The organism is Pantoea sp. AS142, from assembly GCF_037152305.1.
Classification (GTDB): Bacteria; Pseudomonadota; Gammaproteobacteria; order Enterobacterales; family Enterobacteriaceae; genus Pantoea.
Genome location: NZ_JBBCMO010000008.1, coordinates 96,853 through 115,225 on the forward strand (window position 1 = coordinate 96,853; position 18,373 = coordinate 115,225).

General features: G+C 57.2%; 12 protein-coding genes. All 12 read right to left on the minus strand.

Annotated elements, in window-relative coordinates; all coding sequences use genetic code 11:
* Positions 1 to 81: 81 nt before the first annotated feature.
* The 12 genes from WFO64_RS15285 to dppA all read right to left on the minus strand — a co-directional run bounded on the left by WFO64_RS15285 (position 82) and on the right by dppA (position 18,178).
* Positions 82 to 1,089 (minus strand): glycosyl hydrolase family 8, encoded by a 1,008-nt coding sequence (locus WFO64_RS15285; RefSeq protein ID WP_337012949.1) that lies wholly within the window; start codon positions 1,087 to 1,089, stop codon positions 82 to 84.
* A gap of 8 nt (positions 1,090 to 1,097) precedes the next feature.
* The gene (gene bcsD / locus WFO64_RS15290; RefSeq protein ID WP_337012950.1) at positions 1,098 to 1,541 is read right to left on the minus strand and encodes a cellulose biosynthesis protein BcsD; all 444 of its coding nucleotides are present in this window, start codon (positions 1,539 to 1,541) and stop codon (positions 1,098 to 1,100) included.
* Positions 1,541 to 5,344 (minus strand): cellulose biosynthesis protein BcsC, encoded by a 3,804-nt coding sequence (locus WFO64_RS15295; RefSeq protein ID WP_337012951.1) that lies wholly within the window; start codon positions 5,342 to 5,344, stop codon positions 1,541 to 1,543. The genes bcsD and WFO64_RS15295 overlap by 1 nt, the downstream gene beginning before the upstream one ends.
* An 11-nt stretch (positions 5,345 to 5,355) precedes the next feature.
* Positions 5,356 to 8,232 carry a cellulose biosynthesis cyclic di-GMP-binding regulatory protein BcsB gene (gene bcsB, locus WFO64_RS15300; protein WP_337012952.1) on the minus strand — a complete coding sequence of 959 codons (2,877 nt, stop codon included), beginning with the start codon at positions 8,230 to 8,232 and terminating at the stop codon, positions 5,356 to 5,358.
* Positions 8,229 to 10,340 (minus strand): UDP-forming cellulose synthase catalytic subunit, encoded by a 2,112-nt coding sequence (gene bcsA / locus WFO64_RS15305; protein WP_337012953.1) that lies wholly within the window; start codon positions 10,338 to 10,340, stop codon positions 8,229 to 8,231. Before bcsA ends, bcsB begins: the two co-directional genes overlap by 4 nt.
* A gap of 52 nt (positions 10,341 to 10,392) precedes the next feature.
* Complete coding sequence (gene bcsQ / locus WFO64_RS15310; protein WP_337012954.1) at positions 10,393 to 11,196, minus strand: cellulose biosynthesis protein BcsQ; 804 nt, start codon at positions 11,194 to 11,196, stop codon at positions 10,393 to 10,395.
* Positions 11,187 to 11,771: a cellulose biosynthesis protein BcsO gene (bcsO, locus tag WFO64_RS15315; RefSeq protein WP_337012955.1), complete on the minus strand. Its 585-nt coding sequence runs from the start codon at positions 11,769 to 11,771 to the stop codon at positions 11,187 to 11,189. The genes bcsQ and bcsO overlap by 10 nt, the downstream gene beginning before the upstream one ends.
* Positions 11,772 to 12,453: 682 nt before the next feature.
* A complete protein-coding gene (gene dppF / locus WFO64_RS15320) occupies positions 12,454 to 13,476 on the minus strand; it encodes a dipeptide ABC transporter ATP-binding subunit DppF (RefSeq protein WP_337012956.1) in 1,023 nt (340 codons plus the stop codon).
* A complete protein-coding gene (gene dppD, locus WFO64_RS15325) occupies positions 13,466 to 14,452 on the minus strand; it encodes a dipeptide ABC transporter ATP-binding protein (RefSeq protein WP_337012957.1) in 987 nt (328 codons plus the stop codon). The genes dppF and dppD overlap by 11 nt, the downstream gene beginning before the upstream one ends.
* A gap of 12 nt (positions 14,453 to 14,464) precedes the next feature.
* Positions 14,465 to 15,367, minus strand: a complete 903-nt coding sequence (gene dppC, locus WFO64_RS15330) for a dipeptide ABC transporter permease DppC (protein ID WP_337012958.1) — start codon at positions 15,365 to 15,367, stop codon at positions 14,465 to 14,467.
* A 9-nt stretch (positions 15,368 to 15,376) separates the two neighbouring features.
* Positions 15,377 to 16,396: a dipeptide ABC transporter permease DppB gene (gene dppB / locus WFO64_RS15335; protein WP_337012959.1), complete on the minus strand. Its 1,020-nt coding sequence runs from the start codon at positions 16,394 to 16,396 to the stop codon at positions 15,377 to 15,379.
* A 171-nt stretch (positions 16,397 to 16,567) separates the two neighbouring features.
* Positions 16,568 to 18,178: a dipeptide ABC transporter periplasmic-binding protein DppA gene (gene dppA, locus WFO64_RS15340; RefSeq protein WP_337012960.1), complete on the minus strand. Its 1,611-nt coding sequence runs from the start codon at positions 18,176 to 18,178 to the stop codon at positions 16,568 to 16,570.
* Positions 18,179 to 18,373: the final 195 nt, after the last annotated feature.

Here is an 18,373-nt window from a genome sequence, read left to right on the forward strand (position 1 = left end):
GGCATGTCAGGCGCGTCTTAGCGCCTGGCATGCCTGGCTATCGGCGGCAGCACGCAGCCAGCGCCACCGTTCTGCAGGTGATCAGCGCTTCTCCTGAAATGCCTGCCAGGTCAGCAACTGCAGACTGGCAGAAAAGTAGTTCTGATCCGCAGCCAGCTTATCGCTCAGATAGCCAGTTTCATTCAGCGTCAGGTCACGAACCGCCAGCAGACCGCCCTCCAAATGGTAAGGTGCAGGGGCATTCGCCAGCACGTCAAACCAGGCGGGGGTTAGCATCCGGCTGTAACCCTGCCAGACGCGCTGAAACGGCACCAGTGCCAGGCTGTGCGGATCGTACCACCCGATGTTCAGTGGTACGCGAATCGCGTCGTAACTGAAGCGGTTCGAATAGCCGACAGCTGGCGCAACCGAACCGTCGGCATTCAGCGCGACCCAGTCCAGCGGCAGGCCGGTTTTGCCAAAGCTCAGCTTACCCAGCAGGTCAAAGCCGTCGTTAATCAGCGTATCCCAGACCTGAAGATGGCTGCGTTCGCCAAACTCCCGCCACGCCTGAAACAGGAAGTAAGAGGGGTTGAGCACCACATAGCTGGCTTTATTAAAGCCCTGCGCGCCCGGCAGCATGACAGTGTGGCCGCCAAAACTCGTGACATTCAGCTTGATGATGGCGCGCTGAATACGGTCAGATGCCTGCTGGTAGCTCTCCACCTGCCATTTCTGTGCGGCACGCTGTAGCGCCCAGGCCAGCAATACATCGCCATCCGAGGCGTTATTCTTGTCGGCAACCGGATTGTCACTACCCGGCACATAGCGCCAGTAGAAGAGTTCGGTCTGCGGATTCCGCAGCTGGCTGCGGGTCCACTGCCACAGCCGATCAAAGGTGGCGCGGTCGTCGTTGGCCACCGCCAGCAACATGCCATAACCCTGACCTTCAGTGTGACTGACATTGTTATTCGCGGTGTCGGTGATCCGCCCTTCAGTGGTCACAAAGCGACTTTTAAACGTGTCCCAGCCGCTGGCCGTCGCCTGCGCGCTGCAAGCCAGCAGTAAAACAGAGCAGATCCAGCCCAGCCAGAGTGGTTTACGTTTCATTTCTAATCCTATTGATATCGATAGTGCAGCGTGCTGCCCTCGTTGAGTTCAAGTGTAACCGGCACAATGCTGCTGCCGCCCTGGCCCTGCAACCAGCCTGAAAAAAGTCCCGCCATCACCGCACCAAACGCCGCCTGCCAGTCAGCGGGAGAAGGGATATTATCGCCGGCCGGTAAGGCGTGATACGCAATCAGTAGCGCCTTCTCTTCTGGCTGAAGCTGCACAAAGCCCCAGTTAAAACGCGCCAGCTGCAGATTGCACTCGCGCTCCAGATCCTGCACGGTGCGCGACTCTGGCAAGGGATAGCGGGTCGCCAGCGATTCACCCATCTTATACAGAAAGGCTCCCGCCTCCTGGTGACCGGCGTTGGCGATCATCCCGTCAATCAGCACGCTGACCAGGTCGAACCAGCCCGGCTGATAAGGATGCGAGACCCCCGAATGCTCACTCATTACTTCTCTCCAAACAGGTAACGGACATAGAGCTGCGCGCGGCTTTCATTGTAGTCACCAAAAGTGTCATAACCCAGCTGGCCGCCAATCGTCACATCTTTATTCAGTTTGTAGTCAGCACCGGCATGCAGGTTATAGCCGATGCCGTTTTTACTGCTGCCAGAGTAGTACGCCTCTTTCACGCTGCCGCTGGCAGCAAGGGATTCCAGCTGAGACTGCAGGCTGGCATCTGCCGGGAAATAAGCACTCTTATCCTGACTGTAAGTCTGATAACCGACTGCACCGCCAATGTTCACGTTTAAATCCTCAAACTTGCGTGAGAATTCCACCGGGAACGAGACCGACGCGTAGTTCTGCGGGCTGAAGTAGCCGCCCTGTCCGTAACTGAAGTAGCTGAGGTTTTTCGAGAAGTCCATCCATGACAGGCTCATGCCCACTTTCAGCTCGCGATCCTCCGTGTGGAACGGACGGACATAGGCGCCGGCAGTTGCCTGCAGGTTGTTGTTGCTGGCGACATTCTCGCCAAGATAGCTGTACGCGCCCGCCCCGGCGTAGAACCCCGCATCGCCATTGTCATAACTTAACAGGGCGTTAGCCCCGTTCTTCGTGACACGCCCCCAGCGTTTGCCGCTGGTTTTATCTTCTGCGCCGACGTAAGAGAGCAGGCTGTCGGTAATCGCGCGGCGCTCACCGGTCAGAATCAGCGTCAGGAAGTCGGTGAGTTTCGGTGACCACTGCACGCCACCGACCAGGGTACTGAGATCCTGGCCCAGCGGCGTACTGCCGAGATCCACTTTGTAATTGTCGTCCTTCAGCGCCAGATTCAGCTCCACGCCAGAGGCGGTTTGCGAATCGGTGGTGGCGTCAGGCTGGTCATTCACCGTCGCACCGCCTGCGGCCACTACCCTGCCCTGACTCAGCGCATTGGTGCCGAAACGACGCCAGGCATCGCCTGCACCACTGCCAGCCATCAGTGACACCGGCGTGGCGGTAAAGTCAAAGCGCGCCTTTCCAGACGGCACGGTAGAGAAGGTCAGCGGCGCTTTAGCTTCATTCAGCTTACTTAAACCGGAATCGCCATCACGACTGCGCACCTGCGCCATACCCTGACTCCAGGTACCGGTTTTCTCCTGCAACGTATCCATCAGGGTGTTGACGTCGTGCAGAGTCTGTAACTGTTGAGACGTGATTTCGCTGCCCGCTGTGGGTTCGTCCTGAGCCGCAACGTTAACAGGGGGCGCCTGCCATGGCAGCACGGTGCCGTAGCGGGACGGCGAATGTCCCACTGGCGAGGTAGTCCGGCTGATAAACGGATTATCCGCCAGCGCCAGTCCGCCCACTGTCGGCACGCTACCAGGCTGAGCGCCCTGCAGGCCAATCAGCTGCCCGCGTGCTGAACGCAGATAAGCCATCGCCTGTGAATGCTCGCCATTCGCTTCCGCGACCCGCGCCAGCAGCAACAGACGATCCGGCGTCTGAGTCGTAGTGTTAAGGCCACGACTCAGTTCGTTAGCGCGCGGCACATTGTTCTGTGCCAGCGCGACGTTGATGGCTCCGACGCGCGCATCCTGCGTCGGCGTATCCTGGGTCATCAGGTAGTCATACACCACGCCCGCATCCCGGTTCATCCTGCCGTCCTGGTAGAGACGGGCCATCGCGAACATCAGATCGCGGTTCTGGGGATCCTGTTGCAGCGCACCCATCAGCTTGTCATACGCCACTGCGTACTGCCGCTGCTGCCGCAAGCGATCCACTTCGTTGATCAGATAACCGTTGCGAAGACCAGCCAGTTGCGTCGGGGTACTGCGTGCCTGCAGTTCCGGATTGCTGAGAAAGCGCTGCGCCTCACTGCCCAGGCCCGCCTGATTGAGCACCGTCATCTGCGCCGCATAATCGCCCGCATTGCCCTGCACGCCACGCTGCAGGTTAGCCCGCACCACCGACACCGCACTGGTGAGATCGCCCGCCTGCGCCAGCTTCTGCGCCAGGTTTCCGGCATCCACCGGATTGGCAGGCGGATTGACCGTGAGCGCCTTCAGGGTATTGGCGGCGGCCACCGTAGCGCCCTGCGCCAGATAGCGATCGGCCATGCTCATCTGCAGATTGAAATTAACCCGCTGTGCCAGTTCTCGCATCGCCGCCGTCTTCGTGGTAGCCGGAATGCGTGACAGCAACGTGCTGGCCTGCTGCCAGCCACCGCTTTCGCTGGCGTTGAGCGCCCCCGCATAAAGCTCGCTGGTGCTGGCCCCGTCGCGCATCACCGGCTGCATCACATTGGCCGCCAGCAGCGTGTCGCCCTGCTGACGATAAAGCCGGGCCAAATCGAGCCGCAGCCAGCCATCCGTGGGAGAGCGCTGAATGCCCTGTTGCAGCGTTGCGATGGCCGCGGCGTTGTTACCGGCCGCCATCTGACGCTTCGCCTGCTGACGCAGCGCATCGGCTTCACTGGCCTGTGGCGTGACGCTCCGGCGGACGCTTTCCGGCAGAGCCCCCAGCAGCGTATTCGCTTCGGCCCCCCGATTCTGCTGACGCAGAACGTAGAACAGCCCCTCTTTGGCACTGCGGTTATCCGCATCGCTTTGCAAAATGGTGCGATAGAGTTGCTCCGCCTGCGCCGGCTGATTGATGCGGCGCAGCACGTCGGCACGGAACAGTCTGGCGGCCAGCCCTTTTTCACCTTCAGCCTGGAGCAGCGGTTCGCTTAAGGTCAGCGCCTGCGCACTGTCTCCGCTTTTCAGCGCCGCCTGAGCGCTGGAGAGTTGTGCATAAAAGCGGGCATCATCCGCCTGCTGCTGACGCGATGAACCCTGCTCGCCGCCGAGCCGGGCGGCACGCTGCAAATAATCGGCCGCTTCCTGATAACGTCCGGCACGCTGGGCCACATAGCCCATGCCCGCTAACGCATCGGCATCCTGCGGATTGGCCCCCAGCACTTTTTCAAAACTGGCCTGCGCCCCCCTGACGTCACCGCTGTTCAGCGCACTGAATCCAACCCCTTTTTCTGCTCCGCCGACGTTTTTACGGTAATAGTCGATGACTGCGGCGTCCTGCGGATGACGCTGCTGCCAGGTCTGATAAAGCGCCGCATCTGAAGGCTGTGGACCCAGCCACAGCAGCGCCTGGCGCAGCGAACGATCGGCATCCTGATTCCCACTCGCCAGCGAACTCAGCACCTCAATGCCTTCACGACGGGTCGATGCCTGATAAGTCAGCGCTTTACCCAGCGCCAGCTTTGCACCGGTGTCCTGCGGATGCTGAGCCGCAAACTGCCGTAGCGCCTCAACCGCCTGCGGCAGCAGCGTCCGGTCGCCCGCCATGGTGAGATAATATTCCGCCGCGACGCTGGCGGGTGGCTCATTGCCGCTGAAGGTATTGCGCCAGGTCTGTAACGCCGCCGGAATATTGCCGCTGCGCGCCTGCTGACGCGCCAGTGAAAGCTGCGCCTGCGGAATAGTCTGCATCTGGCGCGCATTATCCAGCTCGTCAAGATGCGGATTATCAGGGGAGACCTGACTCAGACGGCTGCGATACTGTGCCACCGCCGCATTGTCGCCGCCCTGCTGTGAATAGAGCGCCAGCAGATAAAGCGCCTGGGTGTTGTTGGGTTCAACCATCAGCACCTTTTCCAGTGAGGCTTTCGCCAGGTCGTCATGCGCTTTCTGATGCCAGTAGGACGCCTGATCAAACAGCGCCTGCAACGCCGGATTCTCACTTTCTGCCGCCAGCAGCGGCGGAGACAAAGTCAGCGCGCTGCCCAGCAGTAACGCCTTGCGGATACCGGCATTTAACAGATTTTTTTTCATTATTCTTATCCTTACTTCCTGCCGGAATCACGGTCCTGCTCTGGGTGCAGACGACGCCAGGCATGACGCTTTAGCATCACCCAGACCGCACTGCCCACCAGCGCAGAGAGCAGCATTGCCACCACCGCCAGCAGCACCGAGTGCTGGTTGGCATACCACACCACCATCATGTACCAGGGCAACTCTCCGCTGGGGAACTGCGCACCGACGCGGAAACTGCGCATACCGTTTTCGTCGGTAATAATCGCGGTATCACCACGCACCGCGGCGTTAATCTGCGCTGAACTCAAATCGTTATGCAGTCGCAACAGCTGATCGTCGCTGGTTGCCACCGTCATCACCACCAGCCGATCGCGATTCCACGGCGAGCGATAGCTGAGGAAACCACGCCATGATTCATTGGAAGAGAAGTAACGATCGGCATCCAGCTGCTGACGACTCCAGTCACCGGTTAGCCAGCCGCGTAATTTTTCCAGCGTATCCGGCTCTTTCACCCCAAAGGTGGTGCCCGTGGCGTCATAAGGTGACGCCGCCAGCATCGCCTGATTAAAAGCGCGATTACCGGTGGTGCTGACCGCCAGCAGATCGCTCTGCTGTATGCGCGCCAGATGGGTACCGCCGCCGGGCAGACCAAACAGCACCTGATTTTGCGTCAGTGCTATGCCGGTGGCATTACCGGCCCGCGCCGCCAGGTCCAGCAGCGTCGACAGCTCGGCATCGCTGGGCATTTCAGGCAGCAGCAGCGTGGTCTGGCCGAAATCGGCCAGCCGCGAGAACGGGAAAGAGGCCCCCACAAAGTAAGCGAGGTTCGGCAGCATGCTGAAGTGACGGGTATGGCTCAGATCGATCCACGAGTCCTCTTCAATCCGACTCTTGATATTGTTGTTCAGTAACACGCCGCAGGGTGCATCAGCCCGCGGTTTGATATTGAAGTAGAGCGCCAGCTGATTGTCGCCATAGATCAGATAGGGTTCGAGATTAAGCTGATACTGCTCCTGCCGCGCATCACCGCCCAAACGATGCCAGGCGCTCTCCAGCAGGCCAACTTTGTTCACCGTCAGGTTACGCAGGAAAGTGCCGTTCAGCATGACGTTAAGGAACGAGTTATCCTCATCAATCCAGCTTTCTGACGGGAAGCGATAGTGCAGATTGACCGGTACCGTATTGCCATCCCACAGGAACAGGTCAGGCGCGGCGCGGAAGTTCACGCGCAGCGCATCATGCCAGATGCCGCTGCTGGTCAGACTCTGATCTTTACGCAGCAGTTCGCTCAGGCGTACCGGGCGGTCGGTGTTAATCCAGCGCGGTGCATCGTAAGGTTTGCGGTTTACAATGGTCTGCGCGGGGACATGCAGATGACTCTCATTGGTCGCGAGTGGCTGCGTCGTCAGCCGGTTTGCCGCCTGACGCAGCTGGTCGTCATTGTGGCCACTGACCAGCAGCAATTTGTAAACCGGGTTATTGGGATTATCCACCACCTGCAACATCGGGCCGTTACTGGCCGGGAAAGTCAGGGCGCCGATTCGGTCGCCAGGATGACCAAACAGGATGCCGTTATTTTCCGGTAGTTCGCCGCGCACCACCGGGAAACGGATGCCGCGATAATCACTTTGAATGCCGAGCCAGGAAGCCACCAGTGCCGCCGCGCTGACGGCATCGGGTGAGACGTTACTGGCAAAGCCGACCGTAACGGTGGCCGCCGTCATCCGTTGAGGATCAAGGAAGGGGCGCGGGAAATTACGCAGGCTGGTGCCGATATTGAGCTGCTGCCCCTCAAGGTGCAGCGAGGTGTTCGGCAGAATAGTGACCTGATACTGCTGTGCGCTCTCTTTCTCACACAGCAACTTATCCGCATCGTTGATTTTAAAACTCAGGTTGTTGTTTGATACCACCATCGCCGCCGGAATATCCAGTTCATAGTCACTGACGTCGCTGTCAGTGGCTCCCAGCGGCAGCGTACCGAGCGGCTGACCATTCAGCATTAGCTGCAGCGACGTATTACGTGCCGCCAGAGCGGCTGAAACACGCAGGGTCAGATTGAGTCGCGCATTGGTAATGACTTCATCGTTAGGCAGGGTAAAGGTGATGCCCGACTGCAACTGACCACCGGTCAGCGTGATGCCGCGCGACTGCCCCATCTGGGCCACTGAAATTACGCTGCTGATCGGCTGATTGATGGCCGCCGTGATCGGCGGCTGCGGTTCTGCAACCGGCGCAGTCGCCTGGCCTGGCGCGTAGGGTAGCGCACTGGCGGCCGCTGCCAGCGCCGGATCGGCACGGCTCAGTCCCTGCGGCAGGGGCACCGCTGACAGCGCGCTGCTGTCCTGCGTCACGGCTCCTGGGCTGGACGTCGGCGCTGGGGTCGGGGCAGAAGCCGCAGTCTCACCTGTCGCTGAGGTCATCTGAGGCGCTGATGTCGCCTCACCAGCCGGTGCGTAAGAGGGCGTTGTTGATGCCGGCGGGGTATTCGGTGATGCGCCCTGTGGTGCCGGTGCCGGTGCAGATTCTGCGGATTGTGTCGCAGCGGCCGTCTTGTCCGCGGGTGGCACTGACTGCGCTGCAGACTCTCCACCGCTGACCGGAGTCGTCACCTGGGCTGAACCTGCCGCCTGGGTGGCAGATGTCCCATTATCTATGGGGGACACAGATTGCGTCGCAGGCGCCCCATCGCTGCCCGGAACCTGATTGACCTTTTCCGCACTGACTGCGGTATCAGCAGACTGAGCAGTTGAAGCGGTTGACGTGGCATCAGGTGGCGTCGGGGCAGCGCTATTCACCGGTGCAGCACTGCTGTTATCAATTGCAACCGCGGTTTCCGCGCCAGCCGGCGTAAGCCATAACGCTGCGATCAGTGAACTGGCCAGCAACGTTTGCGTCAGGATCTTCATGCCGCGCCATCCTCTTTGGCTGCCGCGGCAACCGGGTCAACTTTTTTACGTTTATCGTGGCGGCCTTTCCAGGTCAGCCAGAACAGCTCAAACACAGTACGGATTATGGTGCCCAGCGAAATCAACGGGTTGTCCTGCTTATACTCCGGCTGAATCCAGGCATCTGCACGCGCCAGCACCACACGGACCAGTTCACGACGGCGCGCCAGCGGCATGGCCTCGAAGCGCAGACGGATGCTCTCCTCATCGCCGGAAATCTTAGTGACCGGGATGGTGATCGCGCCTGATTTCAGCAGCAGATCAATCTCTTCAATCTCATCCGACTCATGACGTCCATCGGGCGCATTGAGTTGCGCGCCCCCCATCGAAAGGTTACTGGTCTGGGTGCGCGATGAAATGCCGCTGGCGTAATGAATAATCGCCGGAATTTGCGCTTCAACGCGGATGGTTTTACGCACCTGCTTGGTTTCACGCGCCACGGCAATCGCCGCCATCAGAATGATCAGGCTGAAGATCGCCCAGCCGACGTTGAGTGCAATAACGTAAGGATCGACGCCAAAATAGTCATGCATCACTGCACGCACCACGCCAGCCACAATGCCAATGCTCAACAGCAGCGCCACAATTACGTGCGGACGCACGATGTGGAAATCGAAGAAGCCCTGATCCAGCACACCGCCTTTATCAGTCACGTTAAACTTGCCATGTTTGGGTGACAGCAGGGTCAGAATAGTCGGGATGACCAGATGGAAGCACATCACCGTCTCATAAATCTCTCCCCAGAAGGTGTACCGGAAACGGCCATTCATGCGCGAGTTAACGTAGAGCGACATCACCAGGTGCGGCAGTACATAGGCAAAAATCAGCGACGCCGACGAGTGAATAATATTGAGGTTAAACAGCAGGTAAGCCAGCGGTGCGGTCAGGAAGGCAACACGTGGCAGGCCGAACTGGAAGTGCAGCATGGCGTTGAGATAGCAAAGACGCTGCTGCCACTTCAGGCCACGGCCAAACAGCGGGTTATCAACGCGGAAGATCTGCGTCATACCGCGCGCCCAGCGGGTTCGCTGAATGATATGCAGACCGAGGCGTTCGGTTGCCAGACCGGCAGCCAACGGGATCGACAAAAAAGCGGATCCCCACCCCAGTCGCTGCATTTTCAGGGCGGTATGCGCATCTTCGGTGACGGTTTCAACGGCAAAGCCGCCGATCTCTTCCAGCGCTGAACGCCGGATAACCGCACAGGAGCCACAGAAGAAGGTGGCGTTCCAGTTGTCGTTCCCCTGCTGCACCGGACCATAAAACAGCGAGCCTTCATTCGGAATGCTGCGCGCGGCGCGCAGGTTACGCTCAAAGGGATCGGGGGAATAGAAGTAGTGCGGCGTCTGTAACAATGCCAGCTTCGGATCTTTCAGGAACGGTCCTACCGTCGCCTGCAGGAAGGTACGGGTCGCTACATGGTCACAGTCGAAGATGCAAATCAGCTCACCTTGGGTGATTTTCATCGCATGGTTGAGGTTACCGGCTTTGGCATGTTTGTTGTCGTCACGGGTGATATAACCTACCCCGACATCCGCCGCAAAGCGGGCAAATTCGCTGCGCCTGCCATCATCCAGCAGATAGACCCTGACTTTGTCACGCGGGTAGTCAATACACTGCGCTGCCAGTACGGTGTCGCGCACTACATCAAGACTTTCATTGTAGGAAGGCACATAAATATCGACCGTCGGCCACAGACGGGTATCGTCCGGCAAGGGTTCTATGGTGCGTTTTAATGGCCAGGTGGTTTGCAGGAAGCCGAGAATTAAAATCAGCCAGACGTAAAGCTCTGCCAGATATAAGCCAATCCCTAAAATAGCTTCAACTTCGGAATTAAAGTGCAGCGTCTCGGTGGTACGCCACCAGATATAGCGGCTGGACATCAATGCAGAGAGAATCACCATCACCACAGTTATTTTGCGGCTCTTGCTGAAACCCAATAAAAACATCATGCCGATACTGATCAGACCAAAAATATACTGTTTCTGACTGTCCATCGGCGTAATGATAATTACCGCGGCAACGGGTGCAAGCACCAGCAGCAGCAGGCAAAACCCGATTTTACTCATGATTTACCCTGAGAAGCGCTGTGTAAGTCAGTCGCCTGGCGAAACCTGACGACTAAAAATGATTTGTGCGGATGGAAGCCTGAACTTCGCCATTACCCACGGTGATATTCAGAATGCTGCTGACGCGTTTCGCGATCAGTTCAATATCAAATGCCGCTGCTGAAGCGGGACTGAAATCGTAAACAGACTGCTGGGAAGCGTTGGCTTCACCCACACTCTCATCACGGTGAACCACGCCCAGTAGATTATCGCCCAAGCGCTGCTGCATAAACGCGGTGACATCGCGATTAATATTCCGGCGGTTGTCACACTGGTTCAGGACAAAATAGTGACCCTGCTTATTATTGAGCGGTTTACCGATCATCCGGTTCTCTTCAATCTGCGGTAATAACGACACTGACGCGGTATCCGCTAACATCACCACTAAATGCATATCGGCCAGCGCCGTCATTGCTTTAAGGGCCGGGCCGGGTCCCGGCGGAAAATCAGCCACAATCACCAGGCCGGGATAATTGAGCACCGTATCCAGACCGCGCTTAATAAAGTGGGGGTCTTTCATCAGGTTCTCTTCGAACCGTTCGCGCTGCGGCTCCGTGACGTTACCATAGGGCAGGACAAAGATATTGCCGCCGGTCGTGAGAATTGACTGACTCCAGTCCGCCTGCTCTTCTGAGCGCGCCACGAATCCGCGGCCATCGTGGAGCGGCACGCCAAAGTGAAGACGGAGCGCATTCTGCACATCAAAATCAATGGCCAGAACTTTGCTGCCGGAACGCGCCAGACTCCAGGCCAGATTCGCCGCCAGCGTGGTTTTTCCCACGCCCCCCTTCGGCGAGCACACACAAACTAACGGCATAGCGCAATCTTCTCCAGTAACGGTTTGAGTAAGGTTTCTTTCGGCAGATTAATATCGCGTGAGCGGAATAGCGCACTAAACCTTCCCGGCTCAGAATGGGGTCCGGTGGGCGCAATAACGGGCTGAAGATCCGCCACAGCAGCGGGTCGCACCGGCTCACCACGCGGTGCAGCCGCAGGCTCAGCGACTTTTTGTGGTTTTGGCGGCGGCGGAAATAAGGATGTAGGATCCCTTTCAGCCTGACCAGCAGCAGGCAGGGTGCTGCCTGACAGGCTATCGAGAATCGAACTGCGGGTAGCCATTGCGGGTTGCGCACTGAGCGTGGCGTAGCGTGCCGGTGCCTCAGGCGGGGGGGCCGTAAACTCATCACCGCGCAGCGGCTGAGGTTGCGGCAGGTCAATACGCTGGCCACCCTCAAATGGGGTCTGATGTTCCTCTTTCGCCAGCTGGCGAATCAAAGCCCATTTACTGTGTTCCGCCGCTTCCTGCGTCTGGCCAGACATATCTTTAAAGTCGATGTCGAGCGTTTGCGTTTTCTCCTGAAAACGCTGCAAATCATCGTAATTATTCTTCATGCGTCGTGGCCTGCAACAAGGGGCGAATTTTCCTGGAATATAACACATCCCCTTAATGACAGTCAGAAAAACCTGATTACAAAAAAAGCACATTCAATAAAATAGTTTAATCATAAAGATTCATTCCTGGCGTAATAAAGCCGCTATTAAGTCATTACCCCTCAGTATTAATAAGTGATGTTTAAGTTAAATTGATTAGCACTGTTTTAATAATCTGCCGGAAAATGCCGCTCTGACAACCACTGGCACAGCCAGCACGGCTAATATAAAAGTGGTTCAGGAAAGATAAGGTTGCCGCATGCACAAACCAACGTTGCATGCTGCAATAAGGGATGGATGGCATTTAACTTTTTTCCGCTGCAAATATCGCCAGCAAAAAAAACAGGTTAAGCCTGGTAACGGAAAAAAGAGGGCAATAACCTGAAAGCAATGGCTGACCCGCCAGCGGTGCGGTCGTGAGCTGAATTGAGAAAAAAAGCTCCAGAAAGGAGCCTTCGGCTGGGGAGTTAAGATAGCGAACAGACTCAGGGAGCATACGCCTTGCGCAAAGACGCAAAAGACGCCATCCCTGGCAGGCTCAGCGCGCGGGCCATCTATGGCGCGCGATGCTTTGCTACAGGCGTATGATCCCATCGCTTTCAATTTTGTGCGGTCTGTATACTTCAGAACGCGCCGCTAACCCTCAGCTGACTTTTTCTGCCACGCCAACTGGCTGATTCTCATCCTGATCAACTGCGAAGCAGGCAATCTCCTGACCGCCGTAGTTTTTCAGCTTCGGCTGTAACTGCACGCAGGTGCCAAAACGTCGGTGGCAGCGCGCATTGAAGGCACAGCCTGGCGGCGGATTGAGCGGGCTGGGCAACTCGCCGGTCAGCTTAATGCGCTCACGACGGTCGTCAGGGTTAAGTCGCGGCGTGGCTGACAGCAAAGCCTGGGTATAAGGATGACGCGGGTTGGCGAAAATCGCCGCTTTACTGCCCTTCTCTACGCAACGGCCGAGATACATCACCATCACCTCATCGGCAATGTGTTCCACTACCGACAAATCGTGCGAGATAAAGACGTAAGAGAGCCCCATCTCCTGCTGCAGATCCATCATCAGGTTAAGCACCTGGGCACGCACCGACACATCAAGCGCCGAAACCGGCTCATCGGCTATCAGCACGTCCGGATCGAGCATCAGCCCACGAGCGATAGCGATACGCTGACGCTGACCGCCTGAAAACATGTGCGGATAGCGGTCGTAGTGCTCGGTTTTCAGGCCGACTTTCGCCATCATCTCCAGCGTCTTCTCGCGGCGTTCCGCTTTAGTCAGCTGAGTATTGATTACCAGCGGCTCTTCCAGAATCTGGCTTACTTTCTTACGCGGATTGAGTGAGCCATACGGATTCTGGAACACAATCTGGATTTTCTGACGACGCAGCTTCTGCGCCTGGGGATCGTGCTTCAGCAGATCCTGGCCATGCCAGTAAAGCTGCCCTTCAGTCGGGGTTTCAATCATCGTCAGCAACCGGCCCAGGGTGGATTTACCACAGCCTGACTCGCCGACGACCGCCAGCGTTTTGCCGCGTTCCAGATTAAAAGAGACGCCATCCAGCGCTTTGACCAGGCGCTCCTGACCAAACAGCCCTTTCTTAACCGGATAGTGCTTCTTCAGATCAATCGCCTGCAGCAGGAACTGATCTTTCGTGGTTTCATGACTCATAAGTGGGTCTCCCGGCATCGTCCAGCGGATAGTGACACTTGGACTGGCGTCCTGGAATGGTTCGCAGTGCAGGTTCTTCCTGACGACAAAGGTCAGTGGCATAGGGACAGCGTGGGTTAAGCAAACAGCCAACCGGGCGGTCATACTTGCCCGGTACCACGCCAGGTAGTGAGGCCAGACGCGCTTTATCGGCCGCAAACTCCGGCAGCGCGCGCAGCAGCGCCTGCGTATAAGGATGGCGCGGCGCTTTAAAGATATCGGTCGCTTTCCCGCTCTCCACCACCTGACCGGCATACATCACGATGATGTGGTGCGCCGCTTCTGCCACTAGCGCCAGATCGTGGGTAATCAGAATCAGCGCCATGTTCTCCTGCCGCTGAAGATCCAGCAGCAGTTCAATGATCTGCGCCTGGATGGTTACGTCGAGCGCCGTGGTCGGCTCATCGGCGATCAGCAGCTTAGGCCGACAGGCGATCGCCATAGCAATCATGACACGCTGACTCATGCCACCCGACAACTGGTGCGGATAAACATCGAGCCGTGACGCAGGATCGGGAATACCGACCTGATTCAGCAGGTCGATCGCCCGCTGATGCCGGGTGCGTTTATTGCCACCCTGATGCACCTTGATCGCTTCCATAATCTGGAAGCCCACGGTATAGCAGGGGTTAAGGCTGGTCATCGGGTCCTGAAAAATCATCGCCACTTCTGCGCCCACCAGCTGGCGGCGCTCGCGTTCGGAGATGCGTTTCAGATCGCGCTGGTTGAACTCCAGCTTCTCCGCCATCACTTTGCCGGGGAAATCGATCAGCCCCATGATCGCCAGTGAACTTACCGATTTACCGGAACCCGACTCGCCCACGATACCCACGACCTGGCCCTGCTCAACCTGATAACTGATGCGGTCAACCGCGCGGAACGGTGCTTTATCGTCGCCGAAATGCACCGACAGTTTGTCTACATTTAATAACGCCATCTCGGTACCTCTTTACTGCTTGAGTTTCGGGTCGAGGGCATCACGCAAACCATCGCCCATCAGGTTAAATGCCAGCACGGTAAGCAGAATGACCAATCCGGGGAAGGTCACTACCCACCAGGCACTTTGCGCATACTGCAGGACGTCGGAGAGCATGGTGCCCCACTCCGGCGTTGGCGGTTGCGCACCCATACCGAGAAAGCCCAACGCCGCCATATCAAGAATGGCGTTGGAGAAACCTAATGACGCCTGCACGATCAGCGGTGCAAGGCAGTTAGGCAGAATATTTACGAACATCTGGCGCAACATACCGGCACCGGCCACGCCGGAGGCGGTCACATAGTCGCGGTTCACTTCCACCAGCACCGCAGCGCGGGTCAGACGGATATAATGCGGCAATGCCACAAACGTCAGCGCGATTGAAGCGTTAACAATTGAGGGGCCAAAGATGGCGACCAGCACCAGCGCCAGCAGCAGACTTGGCAGTGCCAGCATGATATCGACCAGACGCATGATAGTGGCATCGACCACGCCGCCGAGATACCCGGCCACCAGACCAAATATCACGCCGAAAATCAGCGACAGCACCACCACCAGACAGCCAACCAGCAGCGACAGGCGCGCGCCGTACATCAGACGCGACAGCACATCGCGGCCCACATCGTCGGTGCCCAGAATGTAGCTCCAGTTACCGCCTTCCTGCCAGACCGGCGGATGCAGCAGCGCATCTCGGAACTGTTCGGCAGGGGCATGCGGGGCCAGCACATCGGCAAAAATGGCGCACAACAGCACAATGACGATGTAAACCAGGCCGACGACAGCGCCTTTGTTACGTTTAAAGTAGTGCCAGAATTCCTGAAACGGGGTCATCGGCTTGGGTGCAACGGTAACGCTGCCGGGATCAATAACAGACATGATGCCCCCTTATTTCTTGTGACGTATGCGCGGGTTAACCACGCCATACAGCAGATCAACCAGCAGGTTGACCACAATAATCAGTACTGCGGTCAGCAGCACACCGCCCTGCACCACCGGATAGTCACGGCGCTGCAACGCTTCAATCAGCCAGCGACCCAGACCCGGCCACGAGAAGATGGTTTCGGTCAGAATCGCCCCGGCCAGCAAGGTGCCGACCTGCAGGCCGATCACCGTCACCACCGGCAGCATGGCGTTGCGCAGCGCATGCACTACGATCACGCGCATCCGCGTCAGGCCTTTGGCGCGCGCTGTACGGATGTAATCTTCACCCAGTACTTCGAGCATCGCCGATCGCGTCATACGCACAATCACCGCCAGCGGAATGGTACCGAGCACGATGGCGGGCAGGATCATGTGCATCACCGCATCATGGAAGTCGCCCGGTTCACCCCAGAAGAAGGTATCGATCAGCATAAAGCCGGTCAGCGGCATGCTGTCATCCAGGAAGACGGTGTCGCCGACCCGCCCGGAAACCGGCGTCAGGTTAAGTTGTACCGAAACCAGCATAATCAGCATGATGCCCCACCAGAAGATTGGCATGGAGTAGCCGGTCAGTGAGATGCCCACGGCGGTGTGATCGAAAATTGAACCGCGCTTTACCGCCGCCATGACCCCAACCGGGATACCAATGGCCACGGCAAATATCATGGCGCAGATGCCGAGTTCCAGCGTCGCTTTGAAGCGCGGAACAAACTCCTCCCAGACCGGGATGCGGCTCTTCAGTGAAATGCCCAGGTCGCCATGTAATACGCCGTTAATGTAGTTCAGGTACTGTTTCCACAGCGGCTGATCCAGACCTAACAGCGCCATTAACTGTGCATGGCGTTCAGGAGAAATACCGCGCTCGCCTGCCATGATCAGCACCGGGTCGCCGGGGATCATGTGAACAAACGCGAAGGTGAGTAATGTAATGCCGATAAACGTTGGGATGACAAGGCCCAGACGTCGGAGTATGAACTGCAGCATAATCCGGGTTCTCTCTTGTCCGCGCGACCGTCGCCGCGAGGGTTGTTATTGCTTACATCTGACGATCGGGCAGGCCCGCCCGTGACGCAGACAGGCTACGCCTCTACCGTTTCCAGTAAAACAGGGAGATAAAGCCGGGGCGACGCGCAGCCGCCCCGGAAAAGGCGACAATTATTCTTTAATGTCTACCTGAGCAAAGTAGTGTCCGCCCAGCGGATCGACTTTGTACCCGGAGACTTTCTTGCTGACCGGTTCGTATACCGTTGAGTGCGCGATCATCAGCGCCGGTGCCTGGTCATGCATCACAACCTGTGCCTGCTTGTAGTACTCGATGCGCTTCGCCTGATCGGCGGTAGCACGCGCTGGCTGGATCTGATCCTCAAAGGATTTATCACACCAGCGCGAGTAGTTAGAGCCATCTTTTGCCGCTGAACAGCTGAACAGGGTGGCCAGGAAGTTATCTGGATCCCCATTGTCGCCGGTCCAGCCCATCATGACGGTCTGGTGTTCGCCCGCTTTGGCGCGCTTCAGATATTCGCCCCACTCGTAGGTGACGATTTTGGCTTTTACACCAATCTTCGCCCAGTCGCTCTGGATCATCTCAGCCATGCGGCGCGCGTTCGGGTTGTAAGGTCGCTGAACCGGCATTGCCCACAGGTCGATAGAGAAACCGTCTGCCATGCCCGCTTCTTTCAGCAGCGCTTTAGCTTTCTCAGGATCGTAGGCGTAGTCTTTCACCGCGTCGTTATAGCTCCACATGGTAGGTGGGATCAGGTTTTTAGCAGGCTGACCCGCCCCCTGATAAACGGCATCGATAATCGCTTTTTTGTTCACCGCCATGGTCAGTGCCTGACGCACTTTCAGGTTATCCAGCGGTTTTTTCTCAACGTTGTACGACAGATAGCCGACGTTCAGGCCAGCCTGCTCATACAGGTTGATGTTTTTGTCCTGTTTCATACGCGCGATGTCAGCCGGGTTTGGATATGGCATCACCTGACATTCGCCCTTCTGCAGCTTGGCGTAACGCACCGATGCATCCGGGGTAATCGAAAAGACTAAGCGATCGATTTTCGGCTTAGTGCCCCAGTAATCCGGGTTCGCCTTGTAAAGGATGCGCGAATCCTTCTGGTACTGCAGCAGCTGGAACGGACCGGTACCCACCGGATTCAGGTCGACGTTTTGCGGGGTGCCCGCTTTCAGCATGTTGTCAGCGTACTCTTTCGACAGAATCGAGGCGAAGTCCATGCCAAGATCCGCGAGGAACGGCGCTTCAGGACGCGTCAGCACAAAGCGCACGGTGTTCTCGTCCACTTTCTCAATTTTGCTGATCAGCTTAGGCATGTCCATGCCTTCGAAATATTCGTAGCTGCCACCGGAAACGCCGTGATAGGCGTTATTTTTATCCAGCTGGCGCGCGAAGGTGAACACCACATCATCCGCGTTGAAGTCACGCGTTGGTTTGAAATCTTTAGTGGTCTGCCACTTCACGCCTTTGCGCAGGTGGAAGGTATACGTCTTACCATCTTCACTGACATCCCACTTCTCTGCCAGCGCAGCGTGCAGTTCAGTAGTGCCAATAGTGAACTCAACCAGTCGGTTGTAGATCTGACGTGAGCTAGCATCGTAGGTGGTGCCCGAGGTGAACAACTGCGGGTTAAAACCTTCCGGAGAACCTTCTGAACAGTAAACGAGAGTTTTTGCCTGAACACCGGCGGCGACAGTCATAGCAATCAGGCTCAGACCGACCTTCAGCATCCCGGATTTAGCCAGGGAGTTGATCATGCTTTTGCTCCATTGTGATGTGATGTTGTGTGTATTGCCCGACCTCTGATTTTTTTATGCGGTTCAGGCGTACCACCGAACAGGTGGTTAAAGCGCGCGACGTTTTTTTTGTTTTTTCTGATGCGGGTTAGCATTCAGAAAATTCCGTTACGGCGCTTTTATTGACGCATCAATTTGTCAACAGTTGCAAAGAAC